The 845-nt window shown below is 48.3% G+C and carries 1 protein-coding gene and 1 pseudogene; both read right to left on the bottom strand.

What is annotated here, in order from left to right; genetic code table 11:
- Positions 1 to 194, bottom strand: a pseudogene (locus AC5590_RS03230) (AAA-like domain-containing protein); the annotation flags it as partial.
- Positions 187 to 845 (bottom strand): AAA-like domain-containing protein (locus AC5590_RS03225; RefSeq protein ID WP_211178823.1); only part of this gene is annotated, 659 nt, incomplete at its 5' end. The gene AC5590_RS03225 and the pseudogene AC5590_RS03230, both read right to left, overlap by 8 nt.

Here is an 845-nt window from a genome sequence, read left to right as displayed (position 1 = left end):
TCTTCTTCTGCCAGTTGTTCAGCAGTTCGCACCATCAGGCTAGATTTACCCATCTGGCGTGAAGTGAGGATATACACAAACTTATTTTCCCGACACAGCCCCAGCAATTCCTCATCTGCTTTGCGGGGAATGTAGACACCATTTTGGTTGGCTTGCACAGTTCCGCCAACGGTGTAAATGCTTGGGTTACTCACGCAAGTTCTCCCGGAAATAGTTAGCATAAAGCTGACAGCGTGGCACAACTGCCCGTCCTTGTTCCCGCACCAAACCCGCACCCCGCAGCCGCCAGAAGACGCGCTGATCATCACAGGTATTCTGGCGAATGATTTGCAGCAGCCCTTGAATCAACTCTGTTTTTTTGTGCAGTAGTGAAATGTGGTGACGCAGATGATCACCAAAAGGACCATTACCAGTAGTTGCATTGGCAAATAACTCAGCTGTGGAAATTTGCTGACTCGCCACTAAGTAAAGCGCCCGCCGCACCAAATAAGGATGCCCACCCAACAACGCTATTAACTGTCTTTCCTCACTGGAGTTGAAAGGTGAACCGTGACGGCGGTTAAGGTCAATGACTTGTTCTGGTGTAAAATCTTGTAATTCAATCACCTGTCCGACATTAAAAGGTGATTGGTAAAGGTCGTCAATCAGCTCATAAGGTTCAGTCGAAGTCACCAGCGTCAAATCCAGTTGCTTCCAAATGGGCATTGTGGCGCGGCTATTGTGCCAACTGCGCAACATCCCAAACAAATCATTGCGGAAGTCAGCGTCAAAAACCTTATCCACCTCATCCATTGCCAAAACCAGCGGCGTCTTGCCCAACTCTTTCAAAATATGGCGTTGAACAT

It is taken from the genome of Brasilonema octagenarum UFV-OR1 (genome assembly GCF_963888615.1).
GTDB lineage: Bacteria > Cyanobacteriota > Cyanobacteriia > Cyanobacteriales > Nostocaceae > Brasilonema > Brasilonema sennae.
The sequence above is the reverse complement of the archived record's forward strand: the minus strand, read 5'-3'. Positions and strand labels throughout refer to the sequence as shown.